The 26,520-nt window shown below is 68.5% G+C and carries 22 protein-coding genes; 13 read left to right on the top strand and 9 right to left on the bottom strand.

What is annotated here, in order from left to right:
* Nucleotides 1-14: 14 nt before the first annotated feature.
* On the top strand, nucleotides 15-332 hold the full coding sequence (locus tag HUW62_RS28475) for a hypothetical protein (protein WP_176436182.1): 318 nt from the start codon (nucleotides 15-17) through the stop codon (nucleotides 330-332).
* 49 nt (nucleotides 333-381) lie between these two features.
* On the opposite strand, the gene HUW62_RS28470 is transcribed toward HUW62_RS28475, so the two are convergent.
* Entirely contained in the window at nucleotides 382-2,007 is a 1,626-nt protein-coding gene (locus HUW62_RS28470; protein WP_176436181.1) for an endonuclease/exonuclease/phosphatase family protein, read from the bottom strand.
* Between the two features lie 211 nt (nucleotides 2,008-2,218).
* Between HUW62_RS28470 and HUW62_RS28465 the strand changes: the two genes are divergently transcribed.
* From HUW62_RS28465 to HUW62_RS28435, 7 genes are all read left to right on the top strand, one after another.
* Nucleotides 2,219-2,935, top strand: coding sequence for a Mut7-C RNAse domain-containing protein (locus HUW62_RS28465; protein WP_163863791.1), 717 nt, complete (start codon nucleotides 2,219-2,221; stop codon nucleotides 2,933-2,935).
* Between the two features lie 230 nt (nucleotides 2,936-3,165).
* Nucleotides 3,166-3,894 carry a hypothetical protein gene (locus HUW62_RS28460; protein ID WP_176436180.1) on the top strand — a complete coding sequence of 243 codons (729 nt, stop codon included), beginning with the start codon at nucleotides 3,166-3,168 and terminating at the stop codon, nucleotides 3,892-3,894.
* 27 nt (nucleotides 3,895-3,921) lie between these two features.
* Complete coding sequence (locus HUW62_RS28455) at nucleotides 3,922-4,401, top strand: c-type cytochrome (RefSeq protein ID WP_163863793.1); 480 nt, start codon at nucleotides 3,922-3,924, stop codon at nucleotides 4,399-4,401.
* Nucleotides 4,401-8,648, top strand: a complete 4,248-nt coding sequence (locus HUW62_RS28450; protein WP_176436179.1) for a DUF4114 domain-containing protein — start codon at nucleotides 4,401-4,403, stop codon at nucleotides 8,646-8,648. Before HUW62_RS28455 ends, HUW62_RS28450 begins: the two co-directional genes overlap by 1 nt.
* Nucleotides 8,645-9,169 (top strand): prepilin-type N-terminal cleavage/methylation domain-containing protein, encoded by a 525-nt coding sequence (locus tag HUW62_RS28445; protein WP_163863795.1) that lies wholly within the window; start codon nucleotides 8,645-8,647, stop codon nucleotides 9,167-9,169. The genes HUW62_RS28450 and HUW62_RS28445 overlap by 4 nt, the downstream gene beginning before the upstream one ends.
* Nucleotides 9,166-10,383, top strand: a complete 1,218-nt coding sequence (locus tag HUW62_RS28440) for a prepilin-type N-terminal cleavage/methylation domain-containing protein (protein WP_163863796.1) — start codon at nucleotides 9,166-9,168, stop codon at nucleotides 10,381-10,383. Before HUW62_RS28445 ends, HUW62_RS28440 begins: the two co-directional genes overlap by 4 nt.
* A 2-nt stretch (nucleotides 10,384-10,385) precedes the next feature.
* On the top strand, nucleotides 10,386-11,045 hold the full coding sequence (locus HUW62_RS28435; RefSeq protein ID WP_163863797.1) for a Tfp pilus assembly protein FimT/FimU: 660 nt from the start codon (nucleotides 10,386-10,388) through the stop codon (nucleotides 11,043-11,045).
* A 238-nt stretch (nucleotides 11,046-11,283) separates the two neighbouring features.
* On the opposite strand, the gene ileS is transcribed toward HUW62_RS28435, so the two are convergent.
* The 7 genes from ileS to HUW62_RS28400 all read right to left on the bottom strand — a co-directional run bounded on the left by ileS (nucleotide 11,284) and on the right by HUW62_RS28400 (nucleotide 20,591).
* A complete protein-coding gene (gene ileS / locus HUW62_RS28430; RefSeq protein WP_176436178.1) occupies nucleotides 11,284-14,184 on the bottom strand; it encodes an isoleucine--tRNA ligase in 2,901 nt (966 codons plus the stop codon).
* Between the two features lie 35 nt (nucleotides 14,185-14,219).
* On the bottom strand, nucleotides 14,220-15,101 hold the full coding sequence (locus HUW62_RS28425) for a hypothetical protein (RefSeq protein WP_163863799.1): 882 nt from the start codon (nucleotides 15,099-15,101) through the stop codon (nucleotides 14,220-14,222).
* A 50-nt stretch (nucleotides 15,102-15,151) separates the two neighbouring features.
* Nucleotides 15,152-15,484, bottom strand: coding sequence for a hypothetical protein (locus HUW62_RS28420; RefSeq protein WP_163863800.1), 333 nt, complete (start codon nucleotides 15,482-15,484; stop codon nucleotides 15,152-15,154).
* Between the two features lie 29 nt (nucleotides 15,485-15,513).
* Nucleotides 15,514-16,539, bottom strand: coding sequence for a pilus assembly protein (locus tag HUW62_RS28415; RefSeq protein WP_163863801.1), 1,026 nt, complete (start codon nucleotides 16,537-16,539; stop codon nucleotides 15,514-15,516).
* On the bottom strand, nucleotides 16,536-18,152 hold the full coding sequence (locus HUW62_RS28410) for a pilus assembly protein TadG-related protein (protein WP_240356190.1): 1,617 nt from the start codon (nucleotides 18,150-18,152) through the stop codon (nucleotides 16,536-16,538). The genes HUW62_RS28415 and HUW62_RS28410 overlap by 4 nt, the downstream gene beginning before the upstream one ends.
* Nucleotides 18,153-18,204: 52 nt before the next feature.
* Complete coding sequence (locus HUW62_RS28405) at nucleotides 18,205-18,942, bottom strand: TadE/TadG family type IV pilus assembly protein (RefSeq protein WP_176436177.1); 738 nt, start codon at nucleotides 18,940-18,942, stop codon at nucleotides 18,205-18,207.
* 215 nt (nucleotides 18,943-19,157) lie between these two features.
* Nucleotides 19,158-20,591, bottom strand: a complete 1,434-nt coding sequence (locus HUW62_RS28400; RefSeq protein ID WP_176436176.1) for a sigma 54-interacting transcriptional regulator — start codon at nucleotides 20,589-20,591, stop codon at nucleotides 19,158-19,160.
* Between the two features lie 78 nt (nucleotides 20,592-20,669).
* Between HUW62_RS28400 and HUW62_RS28395 the strand changes: the two genes are divergently transcribed.
* Nucleotides 20,670-21,671: a RimK family alpha-L-glutamate ligase gene (locus HUW62_RS28395; protein ID WP_163863804.1), complete on the top strand. Its 1,002-nt coding sequence runs from the start codon at nucleotides 20,670-20,672 to the stop codon at nucleotides 21,669-21,671.
* A 161-nt stretch (nucleotides 21,672-21,832) separates the two neighbouring features.
* Entirely contained in the window at nucleotides 21,833-22,504 is a 672-nt protein-coding gene (locus HUW62_RS28390) for a DsbA family protein (protein WP_163863805.1), read from the top strand.
* 58 nt (nucleotides 22,505-22,562) lie between these two features.
* Here the strand turns inward: HUW62_RS28390 and HUW62_RS28385 are convergent, their stop codons facing one another.
* Nucleotides 22,563-23,555, bottom strand: a complete 993-nt coding sequence (locus HUW62_RS28385; RefSeq protein ID WP_176436175.1) for a hypothetical protein — start codon at nucleotides 23,553-23,555, stop codon at nucleotides 22,563-22,565.
* A gap of 232 nt (nucleotides 23,556-23,787) precedes the next feature.
* Between HUW62_RS28385 and HUW62_RS28380 the strand changes: the two genes are divergently transcribed.
* The 3 genes from HUW62_RS28380 to HUW62_RS28370 all read left to right on the top strand — a co-directional run.
* The gene (locus tag HUW62_RS28380; protein WP_176436174.1) at nucleotides 23,788-25,113 is read left to right on the top strand and encodes a hypothetical protein; all 1,326 of its coding nucleotides are present in this window, start codon (nucleotides 23,788-23,790) and stop codon (nucleotides 25,111-25,113) included.
* Between the two features lie 172 nt (nucleotides 25,114-25,285).
* Complete coding sequence (locus tag HUW62_RS28375) at nucleotides 25,286-26,155, top strand: carboxypeptidase regulatory-like domain-containing protein (protein ID WP_176436173.1); 870 nt, start codon at nucleotides 25,286-25,288, stop codon at nucleotides 26,153-26,155.
* Nucleotides 26,156-26,318: 163 nt separating this feature from the next.
* Nucleotides 26,319-26,520: hypothetical protein (locus tag HUW62_RS28370; protein WP_176436172.1), on the top strand; the 202-nt coding region annotated here is incomplete at its 3' end.

The raw sequence follows: 26,520 nt of genomic DNA, 5'->3' as shown, positions 1-26,520 counted from the left end.
GGCCGTACTCCAGCATCAGCGTCTTGAAGCCCGCGAAGCCGACGCTGATGGCGCGCTTCAAGACGCTGATGCTGGAGTACGGCCCGCTGGCGCTGGTGACGAACTACGTCATCTTCGGACTGGTGCTGGTGGGCTTCTACTTCGCCATCAAGCTGGGCTTCCAGCCGGACAGCGCCGGCGAGAAGGCGGGCTCATGGGCGGCGGCCTATGCGGCCTCGCAGGTGGTGAAGCCCTTGCGACTGGCGGCGGTGTTCGTGCTCACGCCGCTCATCGCGCGCATCCCACCGGTGGCGCGCTTCATCGAGCGCAACAAGCACAAGTGGAGCTTCTGAGCGCACGCGGCGACCCGAGTGTGGGCCGCCGCGCGCGAGCGTCACCGACTCAGAAGTTGGGGACGCGGAAGTCCTTGATGATGCCCATGTGCTGCATGCCGGAGGCGGCACTGTCTCCGGACTGCACCGGCGCGATGTCCGCCAGCGGCGTGTAGACGCGACTGTCGAGCACCAGTCCACCCGAGAAGCTGTTGGAGCCGATGACGGTGGACTGGCGGTACTGGTTCAGGTCCGCGTCCGCCAGCACGTGGTCATACGGCTTGTTCCGGTTGAAGTTGGTGTTGACGTTGCCGTTCTTGTCGGCCGGATACGGCGAGGTGGTGACGACCACGTTCGCGAACGTGGAGAAGGCGGACTCGGAGCGGCTGTCGGTGTTGAGGTCGCCGCCGATGACCAGGTAGTCGCTCGCTGGCACCTGAGACCGGATGTAGTTGACGATGAGGCCCGCCTCGGTGTTGCGAGCCCCCGAGCCCGACGTCAGCAGGTGCACGCTCACCGCCCAGAGGTCCTTGGGACCGGGGATGTCGATGCGCGCCCACGCGAAGTCGCGGTTGGAGACCTGCGTGTCGTTCCACTGACCCGACTGGATGATGGGCCAGCGGCTGATGATGCCATTGGGGATCTGCGCGCCGGTCTCCCGGAAGTAATAGAAGCCGGGGCCCACCGCGTTCACCAGCGTGCTGATGTCCGCCACCGAGTCGGTCCGGTAGTTGAACTCCTGGATGAGCACCACGTCGGGGTCCACGCCCTGCATCAAGCGGATGCCGTGGCCCGGGTCGTAGTCCTGCCCGTTCCCGCTGGAGATGTTCGCCGCCATGATGCGGATGTTCGTGTAGCCCGTGCTCGTGCCGGCGTCGGTGCTCGTGCCGGCGTCGGTGCTCGTGCCGGCGTCGGTGCTCGTGCCGGCGTCGGTGCTCGTGCCGGCGTCGGTGCCCGCGTCCGTTCCCGGACCCGGACCGGCGTCAATCGGGCTGCCCGCGTCGATGCCCGCGTCCGTTCCTGGACCAGGACCCGCGTCAATCGGCGTACCCGCGTCGGTGACAGGGCCGGGGCCCGCATCAATCTCGGGACCGGGGCCGGCGTCGATCGGCGTACCCGCGTCGGTGACAGGGCCGGGGCCGGCGTCAATCTCAGTGCCCGCGTCGGTGACAGGACCCGGACCCGCATCAATCTCAGGGCCAGTGCCCGCGTCGGTGACGGGGCCAGGGCCCGCGTCAGTCTCGGGGCCGGCATCGGTCCCGGTCACCGGGCCCGCGTCAGCCTCGACGTCGCCACCATCCAGCGTTGATCCGCCGTCGTCGGTCTCCTCGCCCCCATCCCCCGCATCGGCGCCGGCATCTGGAGTCGCCTCGCAGACCTCGCTCGGCAGACAGAAGGTCGCCTCGCCGCCGTCGCGCTCCTCGCCCGTGGGGCAGCACTGCGCCTCCGCCTGACCACACGCGGCCTGCGGTCCACACGGGCGCACGCAGATGGAGCGGTCATAGAACGGGACGAAGCGGCACTCCTCGTCCGCGCCACAGACACCCGGGTCCTGCCGTGGATCACACTGCACCCACAGCACCCCGCCATCCTCCAGCGGCAGCGGCGTCTTGGGCGGATCCGAATCACCACAGGCCAGCGCGAGAATCGTGAGCGAAGCCACCGCACACGCGAGGTAGGAAAGGGTCTTCTTCATGCGCTCGGGCCTGCTTCCGTGATGACGACTCAAGGGTGTCGACCGTCGGCACCGGCAAGCGGACGGGGGCGGGAGTATAGAAGACGACCCGGGCCTCAGTCCCGCTACTTACCGCCAAATCGAACATTTACAGCAGTGAAACCTGGGCGACATCTTCCCAACCCTCTCGGTCGCGACCTCGGCACCTTCGCGGCGGAACCCAGAGCCTCCAGTGGTGACTGTCCGACTCCATGGCCGACTGAAGGACTTCCTCTCTCCAGAGAAGCGCGAGCTGGAGGCGTTGCAGGTGACGCCCCTGGGCTCGCCGTCGGTCAAGGACCTCATCGAGTCGCTCGGACCGCCCCACCCCGAAATGGACCGGGTGCACGTCAACGACGAGCCCGTGGGCCTCTCGCACCGGGTGACGCCTGGCTCGCGGGTGGAGGCCTGGCCAGCGCTCCAGCACGTGGAGGGCATGCCTCGCTTCGTGCTCGACGTGGGGCTGGGACGGCTGTCGGGCTTCCTGCGGATGCTCGGCTTCGACACGCTCTGGCGCAACGACTTCGCGGATGAAGAGCTGGCGCGAATCTCCAGCACCGAGCAGCGCGTCGTGCTGACGCGCGATATCGGCGTGCTCAAGCGCGGTGAGGTCGTCCTGGGCTACTTCCCTCGTGAGACGGACCCCGCGGAGCAGTTGGTGGAGGTGGTGCGGCGCTATGGGCTCACGGCCCGGATGAAGCCGTTCTCCCGGTGCATCGCCTGCAACGCCTCCCTGAGTCCCGCGGAACCTCATGAGGTGGCGGGCCGCGTCCCCGAAGGTGTGGCGGAGCGGTACTCGCGGTTCCAACAATGTCCCGACTGCCGCCGGGTCTTCTGGCCGGGCTCGCACCAGGAGCGAATGCAGGCCCTGGTGAACCGGCTGCGTGCATTGGAGCAGGAGCCCGGGTGACGCGGGCCGTCGCGCCTGCCCGGTTGCTCCCGCCGTGAACCCCTCGACTACGCAAAAGTACGTAGCCTTGCATCTTTTGCGAGGTCGCAATAGACCCATCCCCTCTCCGGTCTAGCCCGCACAGGAACGATTTCAGGGGGTTGCCGACCTGCCCTTTTGGGCACGTGAGTTGCTGAGTTGGCGACACTTCCGTCGCTTTCCCCCGAGCGGCGCGCACAGGAGTTCCTCAGATGGCGCACCGAAACCTCCCCCGGAACCGAGCCGCCCGGGGCTTCACGCTCCTCGTCGCGCTCGGCGTCGTCGTGGTCGTGACGATGGCGGTGCTGCTGAGCTACCGGGTGGTGGGCCGCGAAGCGGACACCCAGTCCGACGCGCGCCGGCAGAAGGAAGCGTTCTTCGCGGCGGAGGCGGGGCTGGCGGAAGGGCGCGAGGCGATGCGCATCCGCACGCCGGCCATCGACGAGCGCTACAACGTCGTGCTCGCCGCCCTGGTCGCGGGGGGCGCCACCGTCACGGAGCCGGGCCTGGCGGGCGCGAATCCTCCCTGGATGGAGCTGCTCCCCGCCACTCCGGGTGACCCCTGGAACTACCTGCGCCTGGCCCCGGCCTCCATGCCGGCCGCCGAGAAGGCCAGTGCGCTGGGTGACCCCTACGTCGACTACCCCGAGCAGAACAACGTCCGCTACCGCGTCTTCGTGCGCGACGACCTCGACGACAACCAGCCCACGGTCGACGTCAACGGTCGCATCTGGGTGGCGGCCGTGGGCGAGGTGCTCAGCCGGGATGGACGCCCCACGCGGGCCATCGTCCAGGCGCTCATCGTCAACCAGACCGGCGCCATCGCCGTGGGCCCCGGCTGCACCCAGAGCGGCTGCGGCGCCGACAACACCTACAACAATACGCAGGACACAGGCGCGCCCGCGAATGTGCCCATCCGGACCCTCCCCAACACGCCCTGATTCCCTCGCTGTCCCGCGAGTCTCCCCATGAAACGCCTTTCACTTGTCGCGCTCCTGTTGCTGCCCGGCTTCGCCGCGGCGAACGCCGAAGGACAGAGCGCATTCCAGAAGGCCTGCGCGAGCTGTCACACCCTCACCCCTCAGCCCACGAAGAGTGCGCTGACGGCCCAGAAGAACGGCGGCCCGCGCATCAAGGTGCCGGTGCGCTCCCCGGAGGAGCGCCGCGTGGAGCTGGGCCCCAAGGTGAAGGAGACCTCCAGCGAGGGGCTGCGCACCTGGATTGCCGCGCCCAGCGAGAGCAGGAAGGACACCCGCTGCGACACGCGCGGGATGCAGCCCACCGAGATGGACGCGCTGGTGTCCTATCTGAAGACCAGCTCGCGACCGCCTCCGCTGTCTCGCGAAGAGCAGCTCCGTCAGCAGCTCGAGAAAGACCTCACCGCCCGCCGCGCGAAGCAGCGCCGCGAGGCGCTTGAATCCGCCCGTCCTTCCCAGGGGAAGAAGTGATGAGAACCCTTCACCGCGCCCTCGCAGTGCTCTGCCTGCTGACGGCCCCGCTCGCGGCCGCGCAGAACGTCGCCAACCTCTGCGAAGACAACCTGTCCAAGGACAAGCAGGACGGGTTCAGCAACGCCGAATACGACAGCCAGGCGGAGTCGGAGAACCCGAGCATCGAGATGACGAGCAGCGGGCGCCACTCGCCCGACACGTCGAACCTCCGGCTCCTGCCTCCGGAGATGCTGAACTCCGAGGTCATCAAGTTCCCCTACGACCAGCGCGTCACCATCAGCTACGTGTTCGAGTCCGCAGGCGCCTCGCACGCGCTCGGGTACATGTACCTGGAGGACGCGTTCAAGGCGGGCTACACGACCGCGCAGGGCGAGCTGCTGGACGCCAACAACAACGGCATCTTCGACCTGCACGAAGACCTCTTCAACCTGGCTCCCACCACCGGCACCAAGGCCCGCCCCTACGTGGGCAAGGCCGGAGACCGTCGGTGCACGCCGGTGTCCTTCACCTCCGGCGGCGAGACGTACACCGAGCCGGCCATCGCCATGCGCAACTGCGGCTCCACCTGGGTGCGCGTCACCGGGACCAACGGACTCGCAGACGCCCGCCCGGGTGGTGGCTCCACCCATATCGACACGGATATCGTGGGCCAGATGCGAGGAAACACCAACGCCAGCGCCACCCAGTTCTCCGACAAGGGCTTGTTCCCGCACATCCCCAACCTGCTGGAGCCTCGGGACGACGAGAACGGCAACAAGGGCATCGGGCAGATGGTCTTCCTGCTCGCGGATGACGACGACCAAAAGGCGACCTGGGGAGACATGTCGACCATCAAGGATGTCGACGAATACGACGACGGAATTCCCGACTACAACGTCACCGCCTATGACAACCGGGGCATCCTGCGCGCGGGCGCTGACAACGTCATTGACATCAATGACCGCACCGTCGACCTGGGACTCATCAAGGGCCAGAAGGAAATCGTCTTCTTCCTCATCGTCTACTACGACTCCAACCATGGTCCGAACGAGGGCACCGTCTATCCCTGCCTGAAGCAGGACAACGCCGGCAAGTGCCTGCTGCACCTGCGCACGCCCATCAACGTCTTCTTCTCCAAGTCGGCCTGGAACATGGACCAGAACTCCCTGGCCAACTCGGTGGTGGCCGAGCGAAACATCGGCTGCGACTACGCGGAGAACTGCGCCGCCGAGAACCCCGCGGCCACCGCGGCCGGCCAGTGCATGCTGGCGGACAACAGCCGCAAGCTGTGCGGCTGGCTGACCGACGACACGCTGCTGCGTCTGAGGACTCAGGCCACCTACGGCAACCTGGTGATGCCCAAGGAGGCGGTGAGTATTCCTCGTCCCACCGGCACCAACCGAAACCCCATGCCACACGTCATCGTGGGTGCGCCGTCCACGGACGAGTTCCGCTGGATTCTGGGCTTCGAGGACCTTCCAGGCGGCGGCGACCGCGACTTCAACGACGTGGTGTTCGTCATCAACAAGCAGAACGGCGGCACCTTCCGCTCCGGCAGCCTCACGGGCGAAATCGACCTGAGCGACGCGGAGGACTTCGTCATCACCAAGGTGCGCTTCTCGCGCTACGACGACTTCGCGCCCTACTCCGGCACGTGCGGCAACCCTCCGTGCTGGACGGAAGTGACGCCGGGAGCATGCTCGCTGCCGGGCAGGCCCGCGCCCACCATCCAGTACTCGGTGGCGGTGGACTGCCACACCGTCGTGTTCGAGAACGGCTCGTACGTCCGCAAGAAGAACGAGAACCGCACCTGGATTCCCGTGCGCTTCGACGCGGGCGACGCCAACACGAAGGAGCTGGACCTGCTGGAGCTGGGCTTCACCGGCTCGCAGCTGTGCTGGAAGGTGGACATCACCAGCCCGGATGACCGGTGCGTCCCCGTCGTCGACAACGTCAACGTGGGCTACCAGGCCGTGCGTGCCGGCAGCTACTCGCGCTCGTCGCCGTCCACGGTGGGCAACGCCATCCTCTGGGGCGTGAACGAGACGCCGGGCAGCGACTGGGGCAAGAACTGGCCGGGCAGCGGAATGCCCGAGGCCACCGAGCGCACCTACGACAACCGCAAGGACTACTCGGTGCGCGGCCGGCTGTACTTCCGCTCGCTCTATGACCCCGAGGACACCACCGTCACCAATGTCGTCGAGCGCTGGGATGCCGGCAAGGTGATGGCCATGAGCTTCCGTGGAGGTGGGGACCCGCTCAACCGCAAGATCTACACGACGAAGGCGGACGGCACCCGGGCCAACCTCGAAGACGACATGGTGGGCCCCGCGTCGAGGTTCAGCGTCCTCTTCCCCGACACGCTCTGTGACGAGCAGGTCGCGGGCAAGCCCCTCTACGACATGAACGGCGACGGCAAGTGCGGCACGCCCACCATCACCGCCCCTCCGTCCAAGGTGAACACCACGGCCAACAACGACCGGAACGTCTTCCGCGAGTGGCTCTACGGATGGGAGGACCACCAGTTGCCGGGGGCCACCAACGTGAAGCGCCCGTGGGCCATGGGTGGCATCAACCTGTCCACGGTGGCCGTGGCCGTGCCGCCGTACCTGGACTCGTGGGCGATGGGCGCGCTGCCCGCCGAGCGCGACCTGTACCGCCGCAACTTCATGACCCCGCTGGCCGCGCGTCCTTCCATCGCCTACGTGGGGACGATGAACGGCTTCATGCACGGCTTCGAGTCCGGCGAGTTCCGCGTCGAGGGCAAGGACGAGTGCACGGACGACATCCAGCTGCGCGGCTACTTCAAGCACGCGGGCGCGGCCTGTATCGACCCTGTCGCCCCGCGCCAGTACGGCTCGGGTGACGAGAAGTTCGCGTACATGCCGCGCATCCTGCTGGACCGCTACCGCTACCTGTACGCCAAGTACGCGGGCGCGGGCGACAAGCCCAAGCCACAGATGGATGCCTCGCCCACCATCACCAACGTGGACTTCGGTGGCCTGGCCGCCAAGTGGACGCCCGCCACCGGCACCACGGTGACGGCGCGTCCGCTGAAGGGCGCCCGGACGGTGCTCGTCTCCGCGTCCGGCAGGTCGAGCCCCGCCGTCTTCGCGCTCGACATCACCAATCCCGGCACGGCCACGTACCCGACGCCGCTGTGGGAGTTCGACCTGAGGAACACCGCCCTCTTCGACGCGTTCTCGGACGCGGCCGATGACGACGCGGACGTGCTGTTGCCGGACAACTCCGGCTCGCGTCATGCGCCCTCCGTGGTCCGCATCAAGTGGGGCGACGAGACGGACGGTCGATGGACGGCCGTCGTGGGCACGGACTACAAGCCCGCGGCCGACCGCTCCGGCACGCTGTACCTGCTGGACATGAGCACGGGCACGCCGCTGAAGAAGGGCGCCACCCCCGCGGGTCGCTACGCGGGCGTCATCACCCTGGATGAGGGCTCCGGAGTCGCGGGCGCCACCGCGATGGTGGACCTCAACCGCGACGGCAACTACGACGTCATGTACGTGCCCACCACGGCCGGCAGCGTGTACCGCATCAACCTGGACTCGGTGGAGACGAACCGGGACATGGGCCGTCAGGTCAAGACGTGCCGGGTGGCCAGCGCGCCGATGGCGGCCTCCACGCACCGCGATGCGGCGAGCAACCCCGCCGGTACCACCCACTTCCAGCAGATCCACTCCAACATCGCCGTGAAGGTGGTGCGTGACGGCTCCAAGCCCCTGGTCCGCTTCTACTTCGGCACCAGCGACAATCCGGACGAGATTGGCGACGGTCCCGCCAACAAGGAGAACTACCGCTACCACCTGATGGCGTTCGAAGACCCGAACCCCGACGGCTCCGAGCCGTGTGATTTGCTGGAGCCGCTCTGGGTGTCCCCGCTGGACCCTGGCCAGACGGTGTGGGGTGGCGTGTCGCTCAGCGATGACCAGGTCTTCACGACCACCGCCGTGGGCGCGGCCGCCGACGTCTGCAATCTGAGCGAGGACTCGAGCGGCAGGCTCTACACGACGTCGCAGATGCCGGACGCCGGCACCGGCAAGCCGAGTCAGACGAGCGTGGAGATTGGCGGCCATGGCGTCAGCGCGCCGGTGGTGCATGACCAGCACGCCTTCATCCTGTCCGCGACGGGCCAGATGATGATGGTGGGTGACGACAAATGGAACAACGGCGCGGCCAACGGGGGAGAGACCCGCTCGCGCGTGCTCGTGTACGACCCCATTCCGGATGGAAGGCTGCCTCGATGATTTCCCCGCGGTTCAAGGCCTCCAGGGGCGTCACGCTCCTGGAGGTGCTCGCCACCATGGCCGTGATGCTCGTGGGCATCGCGGCGGTGATGACGCTGGTGACGCAAATCAGCGCGTCCAACCGGCGCACCCTCACCGCCACGCAGGCGCAGCTCATCGCCGAGCGGACGCTGGAGAACATCTCCGGCATGGGCTGCTCGGCCACACCTCCGTGCGCCAACCTCATCCCCCTGGATGGTCAGCGCACCTCCCTGTGGCAGACGGCCGGAGGGGAGCTGAAGACCGCCGCGCCCGCCGGTGACGTGGCTCGCCAGTACGAGGTGGCGGTGGACGTCGACAGTCCGGTGCTCGTGGGCTCCATCGAGGATGGCGCCGCCGGGTTCCCTCCCGTGAACCGGGACCTGGGTGGCGCGGCGGGCACGTCCGGCAACATCGCCAATGTCCGCGTGTCGGTGAGCTGGGTGGAGCCGGGACGCACGGGACGCCAGGTCGTGGTCCTCCAGACGAGGATGGCGCCATGAGCAGGACGCTTCGTTCCCAGGGCGGCTTCACGCTGCTGGAGGTGATGATCTCCAGCGCCATTGGCGTCGTGGTGCTCGGCATCGGCCTGGTGGTGGGCATGCAGATGCAGCGGCGTGCCCTCTTCGAGGAACAGACGATGGTGGCGCAGGTGACGGGGCGGGCGGTGAAGGACCTGCTCACCCTGGACGTGCAGCGCGCCGGCATCGGCATGGGCAACTCCCCCATCCAGTTCTCGGAGGGCGACCAGCGCTTCGCCATCATGAGCTGGACCAGGCGGGACATGCAGGTGGGGGCGGCGCCTTTCGCGGCGGACCTGAGCTTCTCGCTCCCGCCCGCGGGCACGCCGTACGTCGACATGGCCTCGGATGTGCTGCAGCTCTACTGGGGTGACCCGCGCAGCATGCTGACGCTCACCGCGTGCGGAGGAGGTACCAACCCCGTCCGCAATGGCGGCCAGTTGTGCACGCCCGGGAATGCCCCGACGACGCTGCTGCCCTCGGGTGGTCCGTCGTCGACTCCCATCATCGTCGGCAACCCGACCCGGGGTGCTCTGGCCTGTCACTTCCGGCTGACCTCGATTCAGAACAACCCGCCTCCCGCCGAGGCTCGGGTGACGGCGACGCCTGGCCATGGCACCGCCGATACGACCACCGGCGACTGCGCGGATGCCGGGGCCACCATGTGGACCGAGCAGGGGTGGACCATGATGCGCACCGTGGGCGCGGCCTACCGGGTGAACTGGGCGGGCGGGAGCCCCGCGCTGGAGTACCTGGCCCCGGGCGCGACCAACTGGGCGGTGGTGAGTCGGGACGTGGAGCGGATGCAGGTCCGCTACGCCGTCATCGACCTGACCCAACCGAACAATGGCTACCGCTGGTTCCCCACCAGCCTGACCTCCGGCACGCCCATCGACCAGTGCACCACCAGCGGCGCCACGACCTGCACGGTGGACGTGATGACGCCAGTGGAGGCCGCGGTCGCCAACGACACGGACCTGCGCGCGCGGCTGCGCCAGCGGGTGCGCGAGGTGGAAATCACGCTGATCATCCGGACGCCGCGCTCGGACCGGTCCGTGGTGGACCCGGCAACCATCAACGTGCTGGACAAGGATGGCTTCCCTCAGGACGGCTTCAAGCGGCGGACCTATACCCTCCGCGTGGCGCCCCGGAACTTCGTGTCGGCCGGGCTGCAGCCCGCTCCGGCGGGGACGTGAGCATGATGCGCGAACGTGGAATGACGCTGTTGGAGTTGATGATCGCGCTGGCCGTGGTGGGGCTGATGCTGTCCATGGCGCTGATGGGCATCCAGACGCCCATCGACGGGCAGCGTGAGTCGGCCGCGACGCGGGAGCTGTGGTCCTCCGCGCTGCGGGCACGTCAGCGTGCCATCGCCACCAACCAGCCGGTGCGAATCGTCGTGGAGCCCAACATCGTGCAGCCGGACGGCTCGCGGCGGACGGTGGCCCGGTGGGAGCGGCTGACGTGTGGCAATGAATGGGACAACAACACCTGTCCCCAGCCCGCCTGCCTCAACGCCACCTGCCGCGCCAACGCGGCCTGTTGCTCGGAGACGGGGCCCGACGTCGTCATCCCCGACACGATGAATGCGTCCTCGGTGCACGGGCTCTGCTACCTGCCCGGCATGGGCCGCGCGGTGCGGCCCGGAAACCTGGGCTGCATGCAGGGCCAGCTCGACAACACGGCGGCGCTCGCCGCCGCGGCCCCGGGCAACCTGCGGCTCACCTTCAACGCCGAATCCGGCCGCCCCCGCAGCCTGCTGATGGTGGAGCCCCTCACCGGGCTGGCGTCGCTGCTGGACTGCGACTCCAAGCGCGCCGAGGACCGGCCCGTGCCCGAGTGCACGACGCCTCCCTGAGCTGGCCTCCCGGCGGGTGAAGCCCACCGATTCACCCTCTGGAACACCTGGAAGTGCCCACGGGCCTGAATCTCCTCACGGAGTTCGGGCCCGTTTCTTTCGCCCCCACGAAGCACCTGGGCGATGCGGCGGCCGAGCCCATGTCGAGCCTTGGCCGCCGGAGCCTCGGAGCGCCGGAGACACGAAGGGCTCGCACCTCGTTGGAGATGCGAGCCCGTGGGACTTCCGGACAGGGGGACTACGCGGCCAGCGCCTCGCGGCACTTGAGGCACACGTCGCCGCCCTGCCCCACTGCTTCCGAGTACGTCCAGCAGCGCGGGCACTTGTGGCCCAGCGCCGGCTTCACCTCGGCCAGCACCTTCGCGCCGTCGCCGAACACGCGCGTCACGTCCAGCGACGTCGCGTCGATTCCCTCCGCGTCCACCAGCTCCACCTGGCTGGTGATGAAGAGGCCCGGCAGCTCGTCCAGGTGCGCCTTCAGGAACTCCCGCACCGGAGCCGACGCCATCAACAGCACCCGCGCCTCCAGTGACGCGCCAATCCGCTTCTCGCGGCGCGCCGCCTCCAGCACGCCCTGCACCGCCTCGCGCAGCGCGAACAGCTTCGCGTAGCGCTCCGCCAGCGCCGGCTCCAGCTTCGCGCGCGCCTCCGGGAAGCCCGCCAGGAACACGCTCTCCGTCGCCTTGCCCGGCAGGAAGCCCCACGCCTCCTCGGCGGTGAAGCTCATCACCGGCGACAGGAGCCGCAGCAGCACGGAGGCCACCTCGTGCAGCACCGTCTGCGCGCCCCGCCGCGCCTTCCCATCCGTGCGCCACGTGTAGAGGCGGTCCTTCAGGATGTCGAAGTACACCGCCGACAAGTCACCCGCGCAGAAGTCCACCACCGTCGCGTAGACGAGGTGGAACTCGTAGTCCTCGTACGCCTGCTTCACGCGCGTGACGACTTCCGACAGCCTTCCCAGCGCCCACTGGTCCAACGGCAGCAGCTCTTCGTACGGCACCGAGTGCGGCGCCGGGTCGAAGTCATACAGATTGCTCAGCGCGTAGCGCACCGTGTTGCGAATCTTCCGGTAGCCCTCCGACAGGCCCTTGAGAATCTGGTCCGACAGGCGCACGTCGTTGCGGTAGTCGCTCGCCGCCACCCACAGGCGCAGCACCTCCGCGCCGTACTGCTGGATGATTTTCTCGGGCGCCACCACGTTGCCCAGGCTCTTCGACATCTTCTCGCCCTTGCCGTCCACCACGAAGCCGTGCGTGAGGCACGCCTTGTAGGGCGACATGTCGCGAGTCCCCACCGCCACCAGCATGGACGAGTGGAACCAGCCCCGGTGCTGGTCGCTGCCTTCCAGGAAGAGGTCCGCCGGAATCCGCTGCCTGCGCTCCAGCACCGCGGAGAACATGCACGCCGAGTCGAACCACACGTCGAGGATGTCCGTCTCGCGGCGGAACTCCCCATGCCCGCAGCGCGAGCACTTGAAGCCCTCGGGAAGGAAGTCCTTCACCGGCGTGCGGTACCACACGCCCACGCCTTCCTTCTCGACCTGGGCCGCCACCTTCTCCATCAGCTCCGGCGACACGAGCGACTCGTCACAGCCCTCGCAGTACGCGATGCAGATGGGCACGCCCCACGTGCGCTGACGGCTGATGGTCCAGTCCGGCCGCGTCTCCAACATGCCCCGGATGCGGCTGTGCCCCCACGAGGGCACCCACTTCACCTTGTCCACCTCCGCCAGCACCTCCTGACGGAACGTCTTCTCCCCGTGGAACGGCACGTCCATGGGGATGAACCACTGGTACGTCGCGCTCAGGATGATGGGGTTGTGGCAACGCCAGCAGTGCGGATAGCTGTGCGCCACCGTGTCCTTCGCGTCGTTCAGCAACGCGCCCTTCTCCACGAGGACGGCGATGACGAGCGGGTTCGCCTCGAACACGCGCTTGCCCGTGAGCGCCTCGCCCACCGTGTCGTCGTAGCGGCCGTCCGGACGCACCGGGTTGTAGATGTCCAGCCCGTAGCGCAGGCCGACCTCGTAGTCCTCCTGGCCATGCCCCGGCGCCGTGTGCACCAGGCCCGTACCGGCATCCAGCGTCACGTGCTCGCCCAGGACGATGCGGCCCCGGCGCTCGTAGAACGGGTGCTGATACGTCAGGTGCTCCAGCTCCGTCCCCTGCGCGTACGCCAGGATTCGCGACGGGTCCACCAGCGCCGCCGCGGACACCTCGCCGCCCGGCAGCTCCACGTGCTTCACCGCCAGCTCGTCCGCCTTCACCTCCGCCAGCACCTTGGGCAACAGGTCCTTGGCCACGCAGATGACGCGCGAGCCCAGTTGGTAGAAGACGTACTCCAGCTCCGGGTTGACGGCGATGGCCAGGTTGGCCGGCAGCGTCCACGGCGTCGTCGTCCAGATGGCGAAGGCGACGTCCTTGCCCTTCAGCGCCGGCACCCGCTCGGCGATTTCAGCTCCGGCCGCGAAGGCCACGTACACGGACGGGGACTCGTGCTCCTCGTATTCGACTTCCGCCTCCGCCAGCGCTGTCTGGTCATACAGACACCAGTACACGGGCTTCTTGCGGCGGTAGAGCATGCCCCGGCGCGCGAAGACGGCCAGCTCGCGGATTTCCTGCGCCTCATAGGCGAAGTCGAGCGTCTTGTAGGGCGCGTCCCACGAGCCGAACACGCCCAGCCGCTGGAACTCCGCCTTCTGGATGTCGATGAACTCCAGCGCGTACGCGCGGCACTGCTCCAGGAAGGCGTCGCGCGACAGGGTGCGCTTGTCCACCTTCTTGTCCTTCAGCCGCTTCTCCACGGCCTGTTCAATCGGCAGGCCGTGCGTGTCCCAGCCGGGGATGAAGTCGCAATGGCGGCCCACCAGGTTGCGGTACTTCACCACGATGTCCTTGAGGACCTTGTTGAGCGCGTGGCCGGCGTGGAGGTGGCCGTTGGCGTAGGGCGGGCCGTCCGGCAGCACGAAGGGCTCACCGGCGGCGTTCTTCTCCAGAATCTTTCCCCAGATGCCCCGCTCCGCCCACCAGCCGAGCATCCTCGGCTCGAGCTGCGCCAGGTTCCCCTTCATCGGGAACTCCGTGCGCGGCAGGTTGACCGAGTCCTTGAAGTCCTTGTCCTGGGTGGGCGTGTCGCTCATGTCGACAGCGCCCGTAACACGCTCGGTGCAGCGCTTCAATCACCCGCGGGCTTCGCGGCATCCTCTGGACCGAGCGTGCGGCGCAGCACCGCGACCGACGTCGTCCCCGTCTTGGGAGTCTGCAGCACCAGCTCCACCTCCTCCGTCTGGGAACGGAAGCGGCGGGGCTCCGCCTGCTTGAAGCCCAGCTTGCCCAGCTCCACGCGATAGAAGGCCTCCACCTCCGCCTCCTTCGCCTTCACCGTGTAGTTGACCGAACGCATCACCTCCAGCTCGCTGGTCAGCACCCCTTCTGCGCCCGCCATCAACGGCGCCACGGAGGACACGGTCTGGGGCGGCCGCGACATGTTGGCCTCGCCCAGATAGAGCGTCGTCGTGCCATCCGGATTCGGCTGGACGATGACGGTGTAGGTGATGAGTCGCTCGGGGTCCACGGCGGTGAGCGTCGCCTCGCGCAACGTCTGCGGCTGGTGCTCGGGGGGGGGAAGGTAGAGCCCCCACTCAATCCACCGGTCCACCATGTGCTGGATGAGGAACTCCGCCTTGTCCGCGCTGCGCACGGCCTTGAGCCGCACCGGAATGCCATCCGCGAGCATCACTCCCGGCATTTCGACGATGTCCAACGTCCGGGGCACGTCCCAGACGAAGGGCTGACGGTAGATGGGCGGCACCTTCATGTCCGGCGGCAGCGACGAGAGCGACGGCTGCGGGAGCGCGGCGGCCTCCTCGTCCTCCTCGCTCGGCAGATAGGCGGACAGCGGCGTGGCCGACAGTGGCGCGGACGGCGCGGGCGGCGGCGTGGCGGCCTTCGGCTTGGGGCTTGCGGCTTTCGACTTCGACGGAGCACCGGCCTTCGGCGCCGGCGGGGCCGACTCGGCTCCCGCTCCCAGCATCAGCAACACCAACAGCGCCTTCATGACCGACCTCGTCTTCCACGTCGCCGCGGGACTTCACCCACCCTACGTCCTCACTGCGCTTCGTCCGGGTCCGGAACCGACTCCGCCTTCTTCTTCCCGCTGGGGCCGTCCTTCGGGCACCGGCTGGAGCAGACCTCGAAGGCCTTCTTGTACTTGTCCGTGCAGCGCGTGGCGCAGGACTGGAACTCACCGGCCTTGTTTCCGGTGACGCTGCCCGTGGGCGTGGGACAGCGCTCCATGCAGCCCTGCAGGCTCTCGCTGCCCTTGGAGGCGCAGGAGGCCTCACATTCCGCGCGGTCGGCCAGCGCGGGCGCGCTTCCCACCAACGCTCCGAGGAGCAGACCCACCACGAGGAAGGGAAGCGAGGCGCGTGTCGTCTTCATGAGAAACCCATCCGTGTCGTCAAACACAGCTAGTTGCAGGACTTGCCGAGGAAACATCCATTGAGGGGCCGCCGCTGCGTGTAGGCATAGCCATACGTCGCGGAGGAGACACCCACCAGCGCACCCGGCGTGGTGGGGAACAGCCCGGAGCCCTTCCACTGGTCCAGGGTGGGAATCTGCATCATGTTCAGCTCCTCACCCGGCGCGCTCATGAAGAAGTAGCGCGAGTTGATGGGCGCGGGGAATTGAAGCACGGCCAGCGGCATCGAGTCCGCCATGTAGGGGATGACGATGGCGGTGGGCAGGTAGGTGCCATACACCGCGCTGTAGAAAGGCAGGTTGGCGCAGGGGATGGGCAGGTAGATGGGGGGATTCATCTCGTACGGCATCTGCCCGAACGGGAGCTGACAGGTGAGGACCTCGCTGATGGGGCTGCCCCCGGCCAGTCCCCAGTCATCCACCAGCATGGAGAAGCTGCCGGCGCAGGTTCCGCCCACCGCGCGGCCCACCGAGCACACCCGCATGCTGGAGAAGCGCGTATCCGCGTGGGGCTGCTGGTAGAGCCCGCCCGCGCCCTGGTCCAGGAAGGACGTGGGGAAGCGGAAGGCGCTCAGCGTCGCCTGCGCACCGCAGCGCGCGGCGCCCTGGTCGCGATACGTCACCTGCGTGGGGATGGTCCCTTCCCACTCAGGGTCGCCGCCCATGTCACAGCGCACGGAGAGGTCCGCGCCCGCCGTGAAGGCCTGGGTGATGCCGGGCGCGTTGTTGATGTGGGACAGGCCATTGAAGTCCGCGTACCGGCGCTCCGCGTCGCGGGCCGCGTCCCGCATCGAGTCCTTCGCCTTGTCGTAGTCCAAGGGGATGGAGTGCATCTGCCGGTGGGTGCCGTTCCACAGCGCGGAGATGGCGGACTCCTGCACCTTCAGCGACAGGTAGCCCACCTCCGCGAAGTGGATGCCGAAGGCGATGACCGTCACCATCAGCGTGGTGCCGATGGCCGCCTCCAGGACGGCCGAGCCCCGGGCGCGGCGACGCGACTGAGTCAGGTGTCTCATTGAATCCCCCGGTAGCCCGCGCCCAGCAGGGCGTCGAAGGTCTCCGCGGCGACGCTCGCCCCCGCGCTGTTCAGCGTCTCGCGCGCGTCAGCCAACCCCTTGCGGTCGATGTCCGGGGCCACCAGCGTGGCGCGCCAGTACGGATTGAGGAGGTTGGGCGGCTCCGCCCAGTGGTTGATGCCCAGGCTGCGGCCCCGGTGGTAGTAGGCGATGCCGGTGGACAGCGCCGTCTGGAGCGAGTTGGGCGTGCCGTCCATCATCCGCAGCCCCTGGGTGTTGAACTCGGTGCCAGGGCCCGAGGGCTCGAAGCGGAAGCGGGTGAAGATGTTCCAGGGGTCCGCCACCGTGCGCTGGCTCATGTCCCGCTGCACCACCGCGAAGTTCTTCGGCTGCGCGAAGTTGTTGCCCTCGTTCGTCACGCCCGTGAAGTGGTAGTCGATGAAGGCGGGCCAGATGCCCGGGCAGCTCGAGGGCCCACCGGTGCAAGGCACCAGGAAGTGGACGAAGGGCATGCGGTCGTTGCCACCCGTCCAGGTGTGGCGGAACTGGAGCCCCGAGGCGACCACCTCCGACTTCGCCTCCTGGGTGGTCCCCGGCATCACCAGCGGACAGGGAAGCCCGCCGCCGTTGAGGATGTGCATGTAGAGGGTGTCGACCTCGCCCTCGTCCTGCGCGGTGACCGCGGCCGCATACGGCGGCAGGAGGTTCCACAGGGTCTGCATGCTGAGCGTCTTGGCGGGCTTGTTGAAATACGCGGTGCCCTCGCCCGTGGCGAAGGCGAAGCTCTGCCGCGTCATCATCGCCAGCAGCAACACGCGCACGATGTGCGGCGGGTAGTGCTCCAACTGCCGGTGCGTCACGAAGCGAAAACCCCGGCTGCCCATGGCGGCGTTGACGGCGTGGGCCACGGAGAGCGGCAGCGAACAGGCCGCGCCATCTCCCGAGCAGGCCAGGCCCCCCTCCAGCTCGTCCGCGTTGACGGACACTCCGCCGGGCGTGAGCCACTCGTTGCGCCCCCGCCCGGCCGCCGCGGCATCCGCGATGTCCTTCGCGAAGGACTGGTCCTTCACGTTGTCCACCAGGTCGCCGAAGGTCTTCTGCTGCGCGGCGTAGATGGCGAGCTGGGCGGTCTGGTGCAGCAGGAGCTGGAGCGCGGCGCGCGTGTCGGCCCCCTGGAAGATGGGGTCGATGCGCCGGTCCTCGTTCTGGTAGGCCCGCTGCAGCGCGCTCAAGTCACTCACGCCCTTGCGGCCACACCTGCACGCGCGCGCACAGGCGCCATTGAAGGGCGCGCAGGCACACAGGATGGTGGCCAGCCGGTAGGGCCACTCGGCGCCCCTGAAGGAGCTGCGGCTGGCGTTGAGGTGGGCGCGGTACAGCGTCGTCCAGGAGATGATGCTCTGCGCGCCCGCCTGGGCCACGGCGTGGCCAATCTGGACGCGGTTGAGCACCGCGATGTTGTTGAAGGTGCGCGCCGTGGCGACGGCGTTGGTGTGCGCGGCGGCATCCGCGACCGTCTGCAGCTCGATTCGTTCCCGCACCTTCATGGAGAAGGAGAGCGTGAGCACGACCATCAGCACGACCAGCAACGTGCCGAGGACGAAGAGCACCATCGTCTGTCCGCGCCGGGGGAGGCGGAGAGAAGAAGGGAGGATGTTCATCGGTTCACCGGGGGCAGTGAGGCTGGGCGAAGAAGCGAGACTTGAGGGGGGTCATCATCCGCATCGTGAAGGTCGTCTCGATGGGGAAGACGTACTGCTGCAACCGCACCCTGCGCTGGAGCTCGTCTCGCAGCGCGGCGCTCAGGGTGAAGGGGTCCGTGAACTCGCCCCGGTTCCAGTTGGCGTTGCGCTCGGCCGCCATCAGGGGGTTGGTGGCCGTGTAGTCCTCGATGCCGAGCTGGGCGAGGAACATCCGCGACATCACCCAGTTGGCGAACGGGATTTTCATCGGGTACCAGTAGACCATCCGCACCTCGAGCTGCCGCAGGTGGCCCGGCTCGTCGAAGTCGCGGTCCTCCGGGCTCGGGACGCCGCCGCCCTGGATGTGGCGGTCAATCCACACGATGGCGCCGTCGTGCACGCCGTCCAGGCCGCTGGAGTAGCGGTTGTCGCGCCGGGCGGCGAAGGCCGCGGCCAGCCGCGCGGGGGCGCTGCTACCGCCACCGTGTTGCACCACGCCCGTGGCGACGGAGTTGCCCAGGAACGAGTGGAACGAAGGAAGCAGCGCCAGGATGGCCGAGTGGGTCATGCGCTCACAGTCGCCATGGGCCACCGAGCCCGCCCGGGTGGCGCGAAATACGGCGTAGTGCGCCAGCACGCGCGCTTGCAGCATCAGGAACAACTGCAACGTGCCCAGCAACAGGAACACCACCAGCGGCAGGGTGATCGCCGCCTCCACCATGGCTTGTCCTGACTGGCCACCATTCCTTCGAGGGTAGGAATTCATGGCAGGACGCATGTTCCAGGGATTTACTCCCCAGAAGACATACGTCAACTTGCCCGTCGCAAAGAGACCGACAGCGCGAAGGCGACGCTACAGCCTGGGCGGGGGGTGTGTCACGTGTGTCACGCGTGTCACGAGGTTCCCCCGGGGCCCGAGCGACCCCAGGGGCCGGCTCAGCGGGGCTTCATGCCCTTGGTGTCGAGCTGATACTTCTTCACCAGCCGCTCGATGGACTTCCTGTGCAGGCCGCTCTCCCGGGCGGCGCGGGAGAGGTTTCCCTCGCAGCGGGTGAGGACGCTGGTGACGTACTCCCGCTCGAAGTTCTCCAGGAGCTGCTCCTTGGCGTCCTTGAAGGAGAGGTGCTCGTTGAACGGCAGCGGCCCCTCGCGGGCCTGTCCGCGCACCCGGGGAGGGAGGCTGGCCGGCTGAATTTCTTCGCCCTCGCTGAACGTGAGCACGTGAGACAGGACGTTCATCAGCTCGCGGACGTTGCCCGGCCACGCGTAGGACATCAGCAGGCTCATGGACTCCGGGGAGAAGCGCTTCTTGCCGTGCTTGAGGACGACCTCCGGATCCGCGAGGGCCCCCTTGAGGATCAGCGGGATGTCGTCGCGGCGCTGGCGCAGGGGCGGCAGCTGAATCGTTATCACCGACAGGCGGAAGTAGAGGTCCTCGCGGAAGTTGCCGGCTTGGATCTCCTTCATCAAGTCCCGGTTCGTCGCGGCGATGACGCGGCAGTTGACCTCGATGACCTCATTGCCGCCCACGCGGCGCACCTCGTGGTTCTCCAGCACGCGCAACAGCTTGGGCTGCAGGTCCAGGCGCAGCTCGCCCAGCTCGTCCAGGAAGATGGTGCCGCCGTGGGCGCGCTCGAAGGCGCCGGGGCGTCCGCTCACCGCGCCGGTGAAGGCGCCCTTCTCGTGGCCGAACAGCTCGCTCTCGATGAGGTTGGGCGGAATGGCGCCGCAGTCGAGCACCTCCATGGGCGACCTGGCGCGGCCCGACAGCTCGTGGATGGCGCGCGCCACCAGCTCCTTGCCGGTGCCCGTCTCGCCCTGGATGATGACGGAGACGTCGAGCGGGGCGATCTTCTTGATGAGCCCGAATATCTGGCGCATCTTCATGCTCTGGCCGACCATGCCGCACAGCTCGCCGTCGCGGTCCGGCTCGATGGTGACTTCCTCATCCAGCGGCGCGAAGGTCAGCACGGACGAGCCCGCGCGAATCTGGGAGCCCGGTGAGAGATAGGCGCGCTCGATTCTGCGGCCGTCCAGGAACGTGCCGTTGGTGGAGCCCAGATCCACGAGCAGATAGCCGCGCTCGGTGAACTGGATTTCGAAGTGGTGGCGGCTGGCGGTGCGGTCCTCCACGAGCACCAGGTCATTGCCCGGATGCGCGCCGCAACGCAGGCGCTCCTTGTCGCTGACGACGGAGCGTCCGGTGTCCGGCCCGGAGGCCACGGCGAGCCGGCACTTGTGGAGCTTCACGGTGGTCCGCGGGTCCACCACGAGCGTCTCCCCCAGCAATGGGGAGTGGGCGAGGTCCAACCCGGCGGCATCTCCGGGGCTGGTGTGGATGTCGTCGGGGTGTGGATCTGTCGCGCTCATCTGCGTCCGAGGATAGCAAACGCGAACCACGTCACCCGCCCCGTCCGGCGGTACATGCTACGCTCGTGTGCTCCGCCCATGTCTCCCCGAAAAATCCAGCAGAAGAAGGCCCCGGCCACGCCAGGGTCCCCGGCACCCGAGCGCCCCGCGCCGCGTCGTTCACGCGTGAAGAAGACCGTGGCCATCTTGTCCCGGAAGCGCTCGCTCTATTCGACACGCCGGCTGGTGTCCGCCATTCGGGAGCGGGGCCACCGGCCGCTGGTGCTGGACACTCTGCGTTGCTGCCTGCTGCTCGCGCAAGGCGCACCGCGCATGACGTACCGCGGTGTGGAGATACGGGGCGTGGACGTCGTGGTGCCGCGCATCGGCGCGTCCATCACCGCCTATGGGCTGGCGGTGGTGAACCACTTCGAGATGATGGGTGTTCCAGTACTCAACCCTCCGTCGTCCATCGCGCGCAGCCGCGACAAGCTGCGCGCGCTCCAGTTCCTGTCGCGTTCCGGACTGGACATCCCTCGCACGTTGATGGCGCATGACCGCAGCAACGTGCGCCGGCTGGTGGAGGAGGTGGGCGGGCTGCCCGTCATCATCAAGCTCATCAAGGGCACGCAGGGCGTGGGGGTGATGATTGCTCACACGCTGCCGGAGGTGCAGACCATCCTCGACACCTTCTGGGACCTGGGGCAGGAAATCGTGCTCCAGGAGTTCGTCGCGGAGAGCGAGGGCCGGGACGTGCGCGCGCTCGTGGTGGGCAGGCGGGTGGTGGGCGCGATGCGTCGCAAGGCGAAGAAGGGCGAGTTCCGCTCCAACATCCACCGCGGTGGTGAAGGGCAGGCAATCGAGCTTCCCCCCGCGTACATGGAAGCCGCGGTGCGGGCCGCGAGCATCATCGGCCTGGAGGTCGCCGGCGTGGACATGCTGGAGGGGCACGCCGGACCCCGGTTGATGGAGATCAACTCCAGCCCCGGCTTCGAGGGACTGGAGGGCGCCACGGGCCGCGACATCGCGGGCGAAATCATCGACCACGCGCTGGCTTACGCCGGTTCGAAGTCCGGGGGTTCACAGGCCTACGGCGAGTAGCGCGAAGGGCTTTCGAGGTTGCTCGCACGCCGTGAAGCAAGCGAGCAGCCTGGGCCAAAGCCACCTCGCATGCTCCTCAGGAACACAGGAATGCATTCAGCGGCCGAGTGTCATGGGGAGTTGGCAGCGGCGCGGCGTGGCCTCTAATCTGGCGGCCCCCCATGAAAACGCTGCACAAGCCGCTGCAGATCACCGTGTACCAGGATGTGCTGTGCTCCTGGTGCTATCTCGCCGACCTGCGCCTGGACGTACTGCGCCAGGAGCTGGGCGAAGCCGTCCGCTGGAGCGTGAGGCCTTATCCGCTTCGCGTGCACGATGTGCTTCCCACGGAGCGCGAGAAGCGCGGCCTCGTGGAAGAAGTGCAGCGCGCGCAACGCGAGTCGGACGCCACCGCGCCGCTGTTGTCCACGGACCTGTGGCTGGGCGGAGACCCGCCCCGCAGCAGCGTGCCGGCACTGGCCGCTCTGGAGGCCGCGCGACTGCAGGGACCGCAAGCGCGGGCCTTCCTCGCGCGAGCCATGCAGCGCGCGGCGCTGGAGCAGGGCGTCAACGTGTCGCGGTCCGACGTGGTGTTCGAGCTGGCGTCGCGCGTGGGCCTGGCGATGAACGAGTTCTCCGCCGCGTTCCGTTCCGAGGAGACGCGCCGGCTCATCCTGGATGAGCACCGCGACGCGGCGATTCGCGGCGTGCGCGGCGTGCCCACGCTCGTCATCGGCGGGCGGTGGATGCTGTGCGGTCTGCGCGAGCTGACCGAGTACCGCGAGCACATCCTGGCCTGCATGGGCCGGGTGGCCACGCCCCGCTCGGGTTCCTCCGAGCGACTGGTGCACTGACTCGACGTCCCGCACCGGGGCCCGCTTCCCTTCGCGGGCCCCGATGAGCCACCCGACGTCAGAAGACTTCTTCCGCGCCCTTGCTCAGCGACAGGTACAGGCCGCAGAGCAGCAGTTGGAAGAAGCCCAGCGCGGGGAGGACGGGCAGACAGCACAGGATGATGCCCACCATGAGGCCGACGCACCCCAGCGCCATGGTGCCGAACATGCCCAGGCGCTGGCCCTTCGCGGCGGCGAAGCAGCGCTTGAGCGTCTCCACCGGACCGGGAGCCTCCTCGTTGGCGATCGCCGGCTGCACGAGCACCAGCGGCATGATGAGCCACATGCCCGGGAAGATGTAGAGCCCGATGCCCACGGCGAACGTCGCCACGAACACCTGCGGCGACGTGTTCGTCACAGCCCTGGTGAACGACTCCGTGGAGTCCAAGTCCAGTTCGGCGAGCGACACCCCCGACATCCCGACGAACACCGCGAGCGCGACGCCGACACAGAGGATGATGACGGGGAGCATCACCGCGAAAGACAGCAGCATCGTGAGCAGGTAGGGCACCAGCTTGGGGAGCTGGGAGAACATCCGCCCCAGGTCCGCGCGCTGGCCCTGGAGCACGTCCAGGCACATGCGGGTGAAGCCCAGGCCGACCATGCCCTGAATCACATAGGAGGCCACGGTGCCCACGATGGTCGTCAGCACGATGACGGTGGTGCTGCCCGCCATGCCGCCGATGAACGACAGCATCTGGGAGATGAAGCTGCCCATGATGGAGGCCGCGAAGAAGATGATGGCGGCCACGCTGAGCATCACCCACTCGCGCTTGAACCGGTCCCAGCACACCTCCACCAGGTCGCCGATGGACCAGTTCCCGCGGTCCAGCGGGAAGGCGCGGCCCAGGCCCTCGCGCTCACGACAGGTGGGACAGTGCGCCTGCGCGCCGTGCTCGCTGCACGTGTCGCACATGAAGTTGCCGCAGCGCGTACAGGTCCGCTGCGCGAGGTGATCCGGGTGCAACGGGCACGACGCCCCCCGCCCTCGACCGAAATCCGAATCCGACATGGGTGGCCTTCTCCTCGCGCGACGGGTCCGGAAGGCCCCGGCGCTCCAGTCGCACGCACTTCCGCACCTACACCAGCGGGCACGGTGTTCACCAGGGCACAGGCACGGTTAAAGAGGAGGCAGGCGGGCGAGAAGGAGCCGGGCGTGAATTTCCTCCAGGAACGCCCGTCATCAGCCCGTGGTCGCGAAGAGGGACTGGCTGGAAGTGCCCTTCGCACGGGAGACTCGTCACATGCGCCGACTGCTCGCACTCGCCATCCCTCTCGCCCTGATGATGGGGACGGGCTGCTACGCCCACTATCACGGTCCCACCGCCCGCCGCCCCGTGGTGGCCGTGGTGGACTACCGGTTCTCGGGCGACCACCCCATTCCGGACATCGACGGTGGCGGCTGGTGCCCGTACGACCACGTCCACACGCACGGCTACCGCCCGTCCGAGACGCAGTACACCTACACGGACGACGTCTACTACTACCGAGGGCCGACACTGGTCTGGTACTGGGACTTCCACCTGGATCCGCTCGGGACGTCCTGCGGCCTGCACGGGCGCCACTCGCACGACTACTACCCGAATGCGGGCCGGGCGTACCGCTGGGAGCGCAACCGCGGCTACGTGTATGACCGGACCCACGCGGCCTCCGCGGGCTACGGCTACAGCCGGGCCACGTCTCGCCCGGGCTATCGCGCCCCGGTGACTCGCACCGACAACCGCCCCTCCAGCCAGCCGCCTCCTTCCGGTACCGGCTGGGGCACGCAGCCTCCTCGCGGCGGCTCCCGGTATGACCGGGACAACAACAACAACGGCGGCGGCTGGGGCAGCGGGAACAACTCGGGTGGCAACAACGGCGGCGGCTACGGCCGGGGCAACAGGGATGATGACCGCGGCGGCTCGCGTCCCGGGCGCGGCCAGGGGCGGGACCGCGATGACGACGACAACAACAACGGCGGCGGCTGGGGCAGCTCCGGTGGCGGAAGCTCCGGTGGCGGCTACGGCAACAACGGTGGCGGCACCCCGGGTGGCGGAAGCTCCGGTGGTGGCAGCTCCGGCGGCGGATATGGCAACGGTGGCAGCTCGGGCGGTGGCAGCTCCGGTGGTGGCAGCTCCGGTGGTGGATACAACGGCGGTACGCCTCCGAGTGGCAGTGGCTCGGGTGGTGGCAGCTCCGGTGGTGGCAGCTCCGGTGGTGGCTATGGCCGAGGCAACCGCGACAACGACAGCGACCGTGGAAACAGCAGCGGCGGGAGCACCGGCGGTTGGGGCACCGGTGGCGGACGCGGCAGCAGTGGCAACAGCAGCGGTGGGAGCAGCGGTGGGAGCAGCGGCGGCGGGAGCAGCAGTGGCGGGAGCAGCAGCGGCGGCTGGGGCAGCGGTGGTGGACGCAGCAGCAGCGGCAGCAGCAGTGGTGGAAGCAGCGGCGGCGGAAGCCGGAGCTCCGGTGGAAGCTGGGGCAGCGGTGGCGGCAGCAGCGGCTCGAAGAGCTCGGGTGGCGGCTCCTCCGCGCCGAGTGGTCGTGGCAGCTCGGGCGGCTCCCGTGACAACAAGGGCGGCTGGCGCTGAGCCTCCGGGCGAATCCGCCCACCCCCGTTGATGGATTTCCGACACCGGACCGCGTCCCTCGTCCCTCACGGGCGAGTGGCCGGCCCGGTGTCTGTCTTTGAGCGTCGGACAGGGGACGGAGCGTTCGCGGGTGGATTGCCGCGCGGAGGGGGCATGGAAATGTTGCCGAGCGATGAAGCGCCCATTCCTGCTGGCATCCTGTGTACTTCTCGGGCTCGCGTCGTCCGGCTGCGGCTCCGGCGGCCCTGCTCCGGACCCCGGCTTCCAGACCGAGGACGCCGAGTCGGTGGACCTGGACAACCTGCGCATCCGCGTCAGCGGACAGGCACAGGTGCTGCCCGAGGCCGCGCGACTTTTCACCGCGCTGGGCCAGCCGGTGCCCTCGCTCGGCGGCATGCCCATCCTCGTCGAGGAGCCGCTGCGGGTGGCGGTCAATGACGTCAACGCCACCTTCGGCACGGGCGTGCTCCAGGAGGACGGAGCCTTCGCGGTGACGGAGGTCCCCGTGCGCGAGGTGCACCAGGGGCTGGCCGTGGGACTGAGCGGACCCGGCTTCGTGCGGACCGTCACCGTCGTCTACGACAGCGTCTTCACCGGAGCGCGGCCTCGCACGGATGTCATCGAGTCGAGCGCCTGGGCGCTGCCGGAGTCGTTCCACGACGCGCTGGGCACGGCCATGGGCGAGCCGCTCTTGCGAGGCCACACGGAGGACCGGGCCCACACGCTTCGCGACGCGGGCTTCGCGCTGGGGCGCGTCGTCGACGAGAACGGCCAGCCTCGCGCCGGCGTGCGCGTGGTGCCGGACCGGAGCGAGTTGACGGAGCGCATCTACTATCCGACGGCGGACCTGAACGGCGTCAACCAGGTGGGCACGTCCGCGGACGGCCTCTTCCTCTACGTGCACACCGCCGGGGACGCGGAGACGTTCCGGCTGGGCGTGGAGGGCGAGGAGGCCTACGTGGCGCGCAATGTGGCCGTCGCGCCCGGCTGGGGGCTGGTGCTCACCCTCTATCCGGGGCTCCATCCGCCTGCATCCCGCTGAGCGGCGGTCAGGCAGGCACCCTGCCCCGCCGTGCGACGCCGGACGCGGCGCGCGTGCGCATCCATGTCCCGACAGGTGCGTGAGGAGCGAGGCAGCGGGCCGTCACGCGTGACGCGGCCACCCGCCCTCGACGGAAGCACCCGTGCGTTCCGGGGGGACGCCGATGAATCGGACCTGGAGGGCCCAGCCCCAGAGCCAGGCCGTTGCCCGCGCGCTCGCCTGGGTCGCGGCGGCGGGCGCTCCACTGATGGGGCTGGTCTCCCTGGCGAGCTGGGCCTTCGCGGCGCACTCCGCGTGGCCCGAGGTCTCCGGCATGCCCATGACGGCGCCTCGCACGGGTGTCGCCCTGGTGCTCGGAGGCGTGG

It is taken from the genome of Myxococcus sp. AM011 (genome assembly GCF_013372595.1).
GTDB lineage: Bacteria > Myxococcota > Myxococcia > Myxococcales > Myxococcaceae > Myxococcus > Myxococcus eversor.
The sequence above is the reverse complement of the archived record's forward strand: the minus strand, read 5'-3'. Positions and strand labels throughout refer to the sequence as shown.

Excerpts from the sequence above, each read along its gene's own strand:
- HUW62_RS28470 (WP_176436181.1), bottom strand. The coding sequence starts at position 2,007 with ATGAAGAAGACCCTTTCCTACCTCGCGTGTGCGGTGGCTTCGCTCACG.
- HUW62_RS28460 (WP_176436180.1), top strand. The coding sequence starts at position 3,166 with ATGGCGCACCGAAACCTCCCCCGGAACCGAGCCGCCCGGGGCTTCACG.
- HUW62_RS28455 (WP_163863793.1), top strand. The coding sequence starts at position 3,922 with ATGAAACGCCTTTCACTTGTCGCGCTCCTGTTGCTGCCCGGCTTCGCC.
- HUW62_RS28450 (WP_176436179.1), top strand. The coding sequence starts at position 4,401 with ATGAGAACCCTTCACCGCGCCCTCGCAGTGCTCTGCCTGCTGACGGCC.
- HUW62_RS28445 (WP_163863795.1), top strand. The coding sequence starts at position 8,645 with ATGATTTCCCCGCGGTTCAAGGCCTCCAGGGGCGTCACGCTCCTGGAG.
- HUW62_RS28440 (WP_163863796.1), top strand. The coding sequence starts at position 9,166 with ATGAGCAGGACGCTTCGTTCCCAGGGCGGCTTCACGCTGCTGGAGGTG.
- HUW62_RS28435 (WP_163863797.1), top strand. The coding sequence starts at position 10,386 with ATGATGCGCGAACGTGGAATGACGCTGTTGGAGTTGATGATCGCGCTG.
- ileS (WP_176436178.1), bottom strand. The coding sequence starts at position 14,184 with ATGAGCGACACGCCCACCCAGGACAAGGACTTCAAGGACTCGGTCAAC.
- HUW62_RS28425 (WP_163863799.1), bottom strand. The coding sequence starts at position 15,101 with ATGAAGGCGCTGTTGGTGTTGCTGATGCTGGGAGCGGGAGCCGAGTCG.
- HUW62_RS28420 (WP_163863800.1), bottom strand. The coding sequence starts at position 15,484 with ATGAAGACGACACGCGCCTCGCTTCCCTTCCTCGTGGTGGGTCTGCTC.
- HUW62_RS28415 (WP_163863801.1), bottom strand. The coding sequence starts at position 16,539 with ATGAGACACCTGACTCAGTCGCGTCGCCGCGCCCGGGGCTCGGCCGTC.
- HUW62_RS28410 (WP_240356190.1), bottom strand. The coding sequence starts at position 18,152 with ATGGTGCTCTTCGTCCTCGGCACGTTGCTGGTCGTGCTGATGGTCGTG.
- HUW62_RS28405 (WP_176436177.1), bottom strand. The coding sequence starts at position 18,942 with ATGGTGGAGGCGGCGATCACCCTGCCGCTGGTGGTGTTCCTGTTGCTG.
- HUW62_RS28400 (WP_176436176.1), bottom strand. The coding sequence starts at position 20,591 with ATGAGCGCGACAGATCCACACCCCGACGACATCCACACCAGCCCCGGA.
- HUW62_RS28395 (WP_163863804.1), top strand. The coding sequence starts at position 20,670 with ATGTCTCCCCGAAAAATCCAGCAGAAGAAGGCCCCGGCCACGCCAGGG.
- HUW62_RS28390 (WP_163863805.1), top strand. The coding sequence starts at position 21,833 with ATGAAAACGCTGCACAAGCCGCTGCAGATCACCGTGTACCAGGATGTG.
- HUW62_RS28385 (WP_176436175.1), bottom strand. The coding sequence starts at position 23,555 with ATGTCGGATTCGGATTTCGGTCGAGGGCGGGGGGCGTCGTGCCCGTTG.
- HUW62_RS28380 (WP_176436174.1), top strand. The coding sequence starts at position 23,788 with ATGCGCCGACTGCTCGCACTCGCCATCCCTCTCGCCCTGATGATGGGG.
- HUW62_RS28375 (WP_176436173.1), top strand. The coding sequence starts at position 25,286 with ATGAAGCGCCCATTCCTGCTGGCATCCTGTGTACTTCTCGGGCTCGCG.